An 8776-nucleotide genomic window follows, 5' to 3' on the forward strand; every position below is an offset into this window, starting at 1 on the left:
CCCTCGCGGGTGCCGCCGCGGTGGCGCGCGGCGGCGACGGGTGCGCGGCGGCCGGGGAGCTGGCGAGCGCCAACGCCGCCGACCTGCGCTCGTGCCGGGTGGCCGGTCAGGAGGTCTGGGTCGAGGTGGCGGTCAGCGGGCCCGACTGGCACGGTGCGGGCCGCGACCTCGTCGCCCACGCCCGGGCGGGGCCATGAGACGCGGTCAGAGCGGGCGGTCGTCCGGGCCGCGCTCGGTGCGCCGCTCGGCCTCGACGGCGTCGAGCTTGTGGGACAGGTCGTTGATCTTCTTGCGCTCACGGCGGTGCTCGATGCCGCGCCGCGTGCCCCACTTCAGGATCGCGAAGCCCCACAGGATCGCCGCGCCCGCCGCGACCCCGACGAGGAAGACCGCCAGCGCGCTCATGTCGATGCCCAGCAGCTCCGCCGAGCCCTCGCTCACGAAGATGGCGGAGAGCACGGCGATCGCGCCGCCGATGATGAGCACGAGCCCGAGGATGACCATGGGACCCAGGCTACGCCGGAGCGCCACGTAGCAGTACGTCCAGGAGGACGACCGCACCGTGCTTGTCGAGCGGGTTGTTCTGGTTGCCGCACTTCGGCGACTGCACGCACGAGGGACAGCCGGTCTCGCACGAGCACGACGAGATGGCGTCCCGGGTGGCGCGCAGCCAGGCTTCGGCGGCGTGGAAGCCACGCTCCGCGAAGCCGGCTCCGCCGGGGTGCCCGTCGTGCACGAAGACCGTGAGGTCGCCCGTGTCGGGGTGCCGCGCGGTCGACACGCCACCGATGTCCCAGCGGTCGCAGGTGGCGAAGAGCGGGAGCAGCCCGATGCTGCAGTGCTCGGCGGCGTGGGCGGCGCCCGGGAGGTCGGCGGTGGCCAGGCCGGACTCCTCGAGCGCCCGGTCGGGCACGGTCCACCAGACAGCCGTCGTCCGCAGCGCGCGCGGCGGCAGGTCGAGCGGCTCCTCGCCCAGCACCTCGCCGCCGGGCTGGCGGCGCCGCAGGAACGACACCACCTGGTGGGTGACGGCGACGTCGCCGAGGCTGAGCCGGCAGTCGCCCCACGGCCGGTGGTCGCGGGTGCTCACGACGGAGATCTCTGTGACCTCCCGGGCCGAGGTCGAGTACGCCGGCTGGGACCGCGTGATCGTCGCGACGTGCTCGTCGAGGTCGAGCTCCTCGACGAGGTACGTCTCGCCGCGGTGCACGTAGACCGCGCCGGGGTGGGCCGTGCCGTGCGCGCTGCCGGCGTCGACGGTGCCGACCACGCGGCCGGTCTCGCGCTCCACCAGCTGCACGGGCGGGCCGCCGGTCGACCTGATGTCGGTCAGGTCGCTGGCCCGGCGGCGGTCGGTCCAGAACCACCCGTGGTGCCGCCGCCGCAGCAGCCCCTCCGCCGTCACGGCGTCCAGCGTCTCGCGGGCCCCGGGTCCGAAGAGGGGGAGGTCGGCCTCGGTGAGCGGCTCCTCCGCGGCCGCGGCGCACAGGTGCGGAGCCAGGACGTAGGGGTTGTCGGGGTCGAAGACCGAGGCCTCCACCGGGGCGCCGAAGAGCGCCTCCGGGTGGGTGACCAGGTAGGTGTCCAGCGGGTCGTCCCGGGCGACGAGCAGGGCCAGGGCGTCCTGGCCGCCGCGCCCGGCCCGGCCGATCTGCTGCCACATCGCCGCGCGCGTCCCCGGGAACCCCGCCAGCAGCACGGCGTCGAGGCCGCTGATGTCGATGCCGAGCTCGAGGGCGTTGGTCGCGGCCAGGCCGGTCAGCTCCCCGCGGCGCAGCGAGTCCTCGATGGCGCGCCGCTCCTCCGGCAGGTAGCCGCCGCGGTACGCCGCCACGCGGTCCGGCAGCGACGGGTCGATCTCGGCCAGCAGGTCGGCGGCCGTGATGGCGACCTGCTCCGCCCCTCGGCGCGAGCGGACGAACGCCAGCGTCCGCACGTCCTCGGCCACCAGGTCGGCCAGGAGGTCGGCGGTCTCCGAGGACGCCGCGCGCCGCACCGGCGCGCCGTTCTCGCCGCCGTGCGAGACGAAGGGCGGCTCCCACAGTCCGACCGCGACCTGCCCGCGTGGGGAGTGGTCAGCCGTCAGGGCGAGGACGTCCAGACCGGTCAGCCGACTGGCGAAGACCTCCGGCTCCGCCACGGTCGCCGAGAGCAGCACGAACGTCGGCGAGGCGCCGTACATCGCGCAGATCCGTCGCAGCCGCCGGAGCACGTGCGAGACGTGGGCCCCGAAGACGCCGCGGTAGTGGTGGCACTCGTCGACCACGACGTAGCGAAGGCGCGCGAGGAAGCGCGACCAGCGAGCGTGCCCCGGCAGCAGCGACCGGTGCAGCATGTCGGGGTTGCTCAGGACGTACTCGCCGTGGTCGCGGGCCCACTCCCGTTGCTCGCGGCTGCTGTCACCGTCGTGCGTGGTGACCCGGACGCCGGTGCGCAGGTCGAGCAGCCCGGCCAGCTGGTCCTGCGCCAGGGCCTTGGTCGGCGAGAGGTAGAGCACCGTCGCGCCGCGGTCGTCGCGCGGCCCGCGCTCCGCGAGCACCGTGGAGAGGGCCGGCAGCTGGTAGGCCAGCGACTTGCCCGAGGCCGTGCCCGTGGCCAGCACCACGTGCCGGCCCGCGTGGGCGGCGTCCGCAGCGGCCGCCTGGTGCAGCCAGGGTGCGGAGATCCCGCGTGCCTCGAACGCCGAGCGCACCACGGGACTGGTCCACTCCGGCCACGCCGCCGCCGACGACACGCGCGGGGGCAGCACCTCGAGGTGGGTGAGCCGGTCCTCGCGCCCGGGCACCTCGCTCAGGCGGCGTACGACGTCGCGCAGGCCGCGTGGCGGTCGTGGATGAGGGATCGACACGTGTGGCAGTGTGGCAAACGCCGGGGACGTTTCAGCCGCTCCTGTGGGTGTACCCCTGCAGCAGTGACCCAGCCATGGTTTGATGTTGCCGGCACACGGGGGAGACGGGGTCCCCGAGGTAGAAACAGCCCTGGCAACACCGCCTGAGGAGCAACGTGGACCTGACTCTTGAGACGCGCGAGGCCGACGGCAAGACCGTCGTCGCCGTCGGGGGCGAGATCGACGTCTACACCGCGCCCAAATTGCGGGACAAGATCACCGAGCTCGTCGGCGAGGGCGTCTACGACCTCGTCATCGACCTGTCGGCGGTCGAGTTCCTCGACTCCACCGGCCTCGGCGTCCTGGTCGGCGGCCTGAAGAAGGTGCGGGCCCACGACGGCTCGCTGATGCTCGTGTGCAACCAGGACCGCCTCCTGAAGATCTTCCGCATCACCGGCCTGGCGAAGGTGTTCGTCATCCACGACGACGCCGCCAGCGCCCTCGCCAGCGCCTGAGCCTCCGGCCCGGCTCCCTCCCCCGCCTCGCGCGTGCGCGCCTGGGCGGGGATCCACCTGTGCGACGCGTCACACCGGTGCGGGTGGGGCAGGCCACTCCTGCGTAGACTCCGGCTCGATCCGCCCCACCCTTGACGAATGCTTGGAGGACGCACATGACCGGGATCCTTCCCGCTGTCGTGGAGCCGGACCTCACCGGAGGCAACCTCACCCTGGTCATCATCGTCGCCCTGATCGCGCTCGGCGCGCTCGGCATGGCTGCGATGTTCCGTTCCCAGGTGATGGCTGCCGGTGAAGGCACCGACAACATGAAGAACATCGCCCAGGCCGTCCAGGAGGGCGCCAACGCCTACCTGACGCGGCAGTTCAGGACTCTCGGAATCTTCGCGGTCATCGCCTTCTTCGCGCTGCTGGCACTGCCTGCCGACGACATGACGGTGCGGATCTTCCGCTCGGTCTTCTTCATCATCGGCGCCGGGTTCTCCGCCGCCGTGGGCTACCTCGGCATGAACCTGGCGGTGCGCGCCAACCTGCGCGTCGCGGCCGCGGCCGAGACCACCGGCCGCGAGCCCGCCATGACCATCGGCCTGCGCACCGGCGCCATGGTCGGCATGCTGACCGTAGGCCTGGGCCTGCTGGGCGCCAGCCTCGTCGTGCTCTTCTTCCAGGACGAGGCACCCGACGTGCTCGAGGGCTTCGGCTTCGGCGCGGCGCTGCTCGCCATGTTCATGCGCGTGGGCGGAGGGATCTTCACCAAGGCCGCCGACGTCGGCGCCGACCTCGTCGGCAAGGTGGAGAACAACATCCCCGAGGACGACCCGCGCAACGCCGCGACCATCGCCGACAACGTGGGCGACAACGTGGGCGACTGCGCCGGCATGGCCGCCGACCTCTTCGAGTCCTACGCCGTCACGCTGGTCGCTGCGCTGATCCTCGGCTCGCAGGCGTTCGGGGACAAGGGGCTGGTCTTCCCGCTGCTGATCCCCGCGATCGGTGCGCTGACCGCGGTGGCGGGTGTCTACCTGACCAAGCCGAAGGCCGGCGAGAACGGCCTGACCACGATCAACCGCTCCTTCTACCTGTCCTCCGCGATCGCCGCGGTGGCCAGCGTGGTCGTCGCCTACGTCTACCTCCCGAGCAGCTTCTCGGAGTTCGAGAACATCGCCGCGGGCCTCGCCGACGCCGAGGGCGACCCGCGCTTCATCGCGGCCGCCGCCGTGGTCATCGGCATCGTGATGTCCGCCGGCATCCTGGCGCTCACCGGCTACTACACCGGCACCGAGTACCGCCCCGTCAAGGACGTCGGCAAGACCTCGCTCACCGGTGCGGCGACCGTGATCCTCTCGGGCCTCTCGGTCGGCTTCGAGTCCGCGGTCTACACCACGCTGGTCATCGGTGCCGCCGTCTTCGGTGCCTACCTGCTGGGTGGCGCGGCACTGACGGTGTCGCTCTTCGCCGTCGCGCTCGCGGGCTGCGGCCTGCTGACGACCGTCGGCGTGATCGTGGCCATGGACACCTTCGGCCCGGTCTCCGACAACGCCCAGGGCATCGCGGAGATGTCGGGCGACGTCAGCCCGGACGGCGCGCAGATCCTCACCGAGCTGGACGCGGTCGGCAACACCACCAAGGCGATCACCAAGGGCATCGCCATCGCGACAGCCGTGCTGGCCGCGACCGCGCTGTTCGGCTCCTACGCGACGTCGGTCTTCGAGGCGCTCGAGAACGCCAACGTCGGGGCCGACGAGCAGCACCTGCTCGACTTCCGCGTCTTCAACCCCTCCGTCATCGTCGGCGTGCTGCTCGGCGCGGCCGTCGTCTTCCTGTTCTCGGGCCTCGCGATCAACGCGGTCGCCCGGGCGGCGGGCGCGGTCGTCTTCGAGGTGCGCCGGCAGTTCCGGGAGATCCCCGGGATCATGGAGGGCACCGGCCGGCCGGAGTACGGCAGGGTCGTCGACATCGTCACCAAGGACTCGCTGCGCGAGCTCATCACGCCCGGCATCCTGGCAGTGCTCGCGCCCATCGCGGTCGGCTTCGGCCTCGGCGCGACGGCGCTGGCCGGCTTCCTGGCGGGTGCCATCGGCACCGGCACGCTGATGGCGGTGTTCCTCGCCAACGCGGGCGGCGCCTGGGACAACGCCAAGAAGCTCGTCGAGGACGGCAACCACGGCGGCAAGGGCTCGGCGGCGCACGAGGCGACCGTCATCGGCGACACCGTCGGCGACCCCTTCAAGGACACCGCGGGCCCGGCCATCAACCCGCTCATCAAGGTGATGAACCTGGTCTCGCTGCTCATCGCGAGCGCCGTGGTGTCCATGAGCGTCGGGGACGACGAGAACGACGCCGTCCGCATCATCATCGCCCTGGTGGCGGTGGCGATCATCGCGGTGGCCGTCTACATCTCCAAGCAGCGCGAGGTCGCGATCAGCGACGAGAACCCGGTGGGCACCACGCCGCTGGGCTGAGTGCGACCGACCGTCTGAGCAGCACGCCGAGCGGCGTCCGGGGTCTCCCCGGGCGCCGCTCGTGCCTTTGGCAAGATGCGCGCATGGAGCGGACCGGCCACGAGCGCACCACGTCAGCGGCCTGACATGAGCGGCCTGCCCGCGCGACTGCGCGACGCCCTGGTCGACGCCGACTTCACCCACGACACGGTCGCCGAGGTGCTCGGCCCGCTCGCCCACGCGGCACTGGGCCGCAGCGAGACCGTCCCCGGCCTCCGGGCGACCCTGGGTGGCTCGCCCGTCGAGACGCTGATCCGCCTCTTCCTGCTGCAGGCGCCGGTGCGGCACGGCGACGCCGAGCGCGCCCTGCCCGGCCTCCTCGACGCCCTGTCGGCGCAGGGCGTGGTCGAGCAGTCGGTCGGCGAGGTGGCCGCGCGCCTCGACGTACGGCCCTATGCGGCGCCGTACGACCACGACCCCGGCGACCTGTGGATCGTCAGCGACCTCACGCCGGGCCTCGACGGCTCGCCCGGCCGGGTGGGCGCCGACCACGTGCTCGGCATCAGCCCGGCGTCGACAAGCCTGGCCCAGCAGACCCTGCGCACACCGGTGCGCCGCTCGCTCGACCTCGGCACCGGGTGCGGCGTGCAGGCCCTGCACCTGGCCCGGCACAGTGGCACGGTCGTGGCGACCGACGTCAACGCGCGGGCGCTGTGGATGACCCGCTTCAACGCCGCCCTCAACGAGGTGGGAGGCGTCGAGGTGCGCGACGGCTCCTTCTTCGAGCCGGTGGCGGGGGAGGCGTTCGACCTGATCGCCACTAACCCGCCGTTCGTCATCTCTCCCGCGACGGGCGAGCGGCTGGTCTACCGCGACAGCGGGATGCCCGGCGACCGCGTCGTCGAGCACATCGTCCGCACCGCGCCCGACCTGCTGACCCCCGGCGGCTGGTGCCAGGTGCTCGCCAACTGGGTGATCGCGCGCGGCGTGCCGTGGGACGAGCGACTCGACGCCTGGGTCGACGACTCGTGCGAGGCGTTCGTCGTCCAGCGAGAGGTGCTCGACCCGGCGGCGTACGTCGAGCTGTGGCTCAAGGACGCCGGCGTGCACGGGTCCCCCGGCTACGCCGAGCGCTACGACACCTGGCTGGGCTGGTTCGCCGAGCAGGGCATCGAGGGCGTCGGGTTCGGCTGGATCAACCTGCGCAAGCACCTCACGGGCGGCGGCAGCGACTTCCTGGAGTGGCCCTACGACGTGGAGCAGCCCGTCGCGCCCGCCATCGGGGAGTGGGCGGCCGCCCGTGACCTGCTGGCCGCGATCCCCGACCTGGCCGCGGCGACGCTGGTGACCCGCCCCGACGTCCGCCAGGAGGCGACCGGGGCACCGGGGGGCGAGGACCCCGAGACCATCGTCGTGCGCCGGCAGCGCGGCCTGCGCCGGGCCCGTCGGGTCGACACGGTGGAGGCCGCCCTGCTCGGCGCCTGCGACGGCGACCTCGCCGTGGGCCGGATCCTGGACGCCGTCGCGCAGCTCCTCGAGCGCGACGCCGCCGAGCTGCGGACGACGTACCTCCCGGTCGTCGCCGAGCTGGTGCGCGAGGGCTTCCTGACGGCGGGGTAGTCCGGGGCGAAATGCACCTCCGGCGGCCGGATCGGGTGCGATCCGCCCCGGACTACCGGGCGCGGGGCTCCTGCGGGCGGCGGAGCGGCTCGGGCAGCAGCGCCGCACCGGGGGCGTTCTCGCTGTCGGCGAGGTAGTCGCCCGGGTTGGAGATGCGGCAGCGCTGCAGGGAGAAGCAGCCGCAGCCGATGCAGGAGTCGAGGCCGTCGCGCAGCCGCTCCAGCGCGCCGATCTGCGCGTCCAGGCGGGCCCGCCAGTGGCGGGAGATCCGCTGCCAGTCCGACTTCGTCGGCACGCGACCCGCGGGCAGCTGGTCGAGCTCGGCGCGGATCTCGGGAAGGGTCAGGCCGATGTTGGCGGCCGCGCGGATGAACGCCAGCCGGCGCAGCACGGTGCGCTCGAACTGGCGCCGGCCGCCCGGCGTGCGCGTGGCGCTGATCAGGCCCTCCGCCTCGTAGTACCGCAGCGCGGAGGCCGCGAAGCCGCTGCGCCGGCTCACGTCGCCCATCGACATCAGGTCGTGTGAATGCACGTGCGCCCCTTGATCTCAAGTCGACTTGAACTATAACAATCGGAGCATGACCTCGAACACACCTCGCACAGCACTCATCACCGGCGGCTCCTCCGGCCTCGGGCTCGCCCTCGCCAGGGCCCTCGACGCCGGCGGCTGGGTCGTGGTGACCGACGCCCGCGACGCCGACCGGCTCGCGGCCGCGCTCGCGGGGACCACCGTGCACGGCGTCCCCGGCGACGTCGCCGACGCCGCTCACCGCGCCGAGCTCACCCACCTGGTCGCCGAGCTCGGCGGCCTCGACCTGCTCGTGCTCTGCTCGAGCACGCTCGGCCCCCTGCCCATGCGGCCCATCGCCGAGCTGGAGCCCGAGCAGATCGACGAGGTGCTCCGGTCCAACGCCGGCGCGCCCGTCTCCCTCCTCGTCGCGCTCACCGGCCACCTGCACGCCCGCGGCGGCACGCTGGTCGGCATCTCCTCCGACGCCGCGGTCAGCCACTACGAGACCTGGGGCGCGTACGGCGCCTCGAAGGCCGCCCTCGACCACTTCGTGCTCACCTGGGGTGTGGAGACGGGCCTGCCGGCGTACGCCGTCGACCCGGGCGACATGCGCACCCCCATGCACCAGGACGCCTTCCCCGGCGAGGACATCTCCGACCGGCCGGCGCCCGAGACCGTGGTGCCGCACCTGCTGGCGCTGCTGGGGCAGCGGCCGCCCTCGGGCCGGTACGTCGCCGCCGACGTGGCCGTGCCGGTGGAGGTGGCCTGAGGTGAGCGTCCTCACCGAGCACCCGACGACCCGCTTCGCCGCCCCGGCCGACGCCACCGCAGCGGCGCCTCCGGAGAGGCGTGGTCTGGCGCG

Annotated in this window: 7 protein-coding genes and 1 pseudogene; 5 read left to right on the plus strand and 3 right to left on the minus strand. The window is 73.2% G+C overall.

From position 1 onward, the window contains the following. Positions 1 to 197: pseudogene (locus QZX64_RS05885) on the plus strand (hypothetical protein); the annotation flags it as partial. 7 nt (positions 198 to 204) lie between these two features. On the opposite strand, the gene QZX64_RS05890 reads toward QZX64_RS05885, so the two are convergent. Both QZX64_RS05890 and QZX64_RS05895 read right to left on the minus strand, forming a co-directional pair. Further along, positions 205 to 504, minus strand: coding sequence for a hypothetical protein (locus tag QZX64_RS05890; protein WP_295657673.1), 300 nt, complete (start codon positions 502 to 504; stop codon positions 205 to 207). A gap of 10 nt (positions 505 to 514) precedes the next feature. Beyond that, entirely contained in the window at positions 515 to 2848 is a 2334-nt protein-coding gene (locus tag QZX64_RS05895; protein WP_295657674.1) for a DEAD/DEAH box helicase, read from the minus strand. 155 nt (positions 2849 to 3003) lie between these two features. On the opposite strand from QZX64_RS05895, the gene QZX64_RS05900 reads away from it, so the two are divergent. From QZX64_RS05900 to QZX64_RS05910, 3 genes are all read left to right on the plus strand, one after another. Next, positions 3004 to 3342, plus strand: a complete 339-nt coding sequence (locus tag QZX64_RS05900) for an STAS domain-containing protein (RefSeq protein WP_295657675.1) — start codon at positions 3004 to 3006, stop codon at positions 3340 to 3342. Between the two features lie 155 nt (positions 3343 to 3497). Continuing rightward, positions 3498 to 5804, plus strand: a complete 2307-nt coding sequence (locus tag QZX64_RS05905; protein WP_295657676.1) for a sodium-translocating pyrophosphatase — start codon at positions 3498 to 3500, stop codon at positions 5802 to 5804. 126 nt (positions 5805 to 5930) lie between these two features. Continuing rightward, positions 5931 to 7403, plus strand: a complete 1473-nt coding sequence (locus QZX64_RS05910) for a methyltransferase (protein WP_295657677.1) — start codon at positions 5931 to 5933, stop codon at positions 7401 to 7403. 52 nt (positions 7404 to 7455) lie between these two features. Here the strand turns inward: QZX64_RS05910 and soxR are convergent, their stop codons facing one another. Continuing rightward, on the minus strand, positions 7456 to 7935 hold the full coding sequence (soxR, locus tag QZX64_RS05915) for a redox-sensitive transcriptional activator SoxR (RefSeq protein WP_295657678.1): 480 nt from the start codon (positions 7933 to 7935) through the stop codon (positions 7456 to 7458). A gap of 46 nt (positions 7936 to 7981) precedes the next feature. Between soxR and QZX64_RS05920 the strand changes: the two genes are divergently transcribed. Beyond that, complete coding sequence (locus QZX64_RS05920; protein WP_295657679.1) at positions 7982 to 8683, plus strand: SDR family oxidoreductase; 702 nt, start codon at positions 7982 to 7984, stop codon at positions 8681 to 8683. Positions 8684 to 8776 lie beyond the last annotated feature (93 nt).

Origin of the sequence: uncultured Nocardioides sp. (assembly GCF_902805925.1) — a bacterium.
In the GTDB taxonomy this organism is placed as follows: Bacteria; Actinomycetota; Actinomycetes; order Propionibacteriales; family Nocardioidaceae; genus Nocardioides.

Excerpts from the sequence above, each read along its gene's own strand:
- QZX64_RS05910 (WP_295657677.1), top strand. The coding sequence starts at position 5,931 with ATGAGCGGCCTGCCCGCGCGACTGCGCGACGCCCTGGTCGACGCCGAC.
- QZX64_RS05890 (WP_295657673.1), bottom strand. The coding sequence starts at position 504 with ATGGTCATCCTCGGGCTCGTGCTCATCATCGGCGGCGCGATCGCCGTG.
- QZX64_RS05905 (WP_295657676.1), top strand. The coding sequence starts at position 3,498 with ATGACCGGGATCCTTCCCGCTGTCGTGGAGCCGGACCTCACCGGAGGC.
- QZX64_RS05920 (WP_295657679.1), top strand. The coding sequence starts at position 7,982 with ATGACCTCGAACACACCTCGCACAGCACTCATCACCGGCGGCTCCTCC.